The organism is Salmonella sp. SAL4457 (assembly GCF_046548235.1).
Classification (GTDB): Bacteria; Pseudomonadota; Gammaproteobacteria; order Enterobacterales; family Enterobacteriaceae; genus Salmonella; species Salmonella enterica.
The window spans coordinates 1-251 of the sequence record NZ_JBGDZO010000978.1 but is presented as its reverse complement, the minus strand read 5'-3'; the positions used below and the strand labels follow the sequence as shown (position 1 = coordinate 251).

At 70.9% G+C, this 251-nt stretch carries 1 protein-coding gene; it reads left to right on the top strand.

Annotation, left to right across the window (positions count from 1 at the left end):
• A partial coding sequence (locus tag ACLJNW_RS27110; protein ID WP_410961649.1) for a molybdopterin cofactor-binding domain-containing protein occupies positions 1–251 on the top strand: 251 nt, incomplete at both ends.

Genomic DNA, 251 nt, shown 5'->3' with positions numbered 1-251 from the left:
GAGCATGAGCGAAGGGCGCCAGTTGCTCGGCTGGGGCATGGCCGGCGGCGTCTGGGAGGCCATGCAGAGCAAGGCCAGCGCGAGGGCGCGGCTGGAGGCGGACGGCCTGCTGCGGGTGGCCAGCGCGACCACGGATATCGGCACCGGCACCTACACGGTGATGACCCAGATCGCCGCCGACGCCGCTGGCATGGCGCCGGAAGAGGTGCGCTTCCAGCTTGGCGACAGTGCGTTGCCCAAGGCTCCATTGC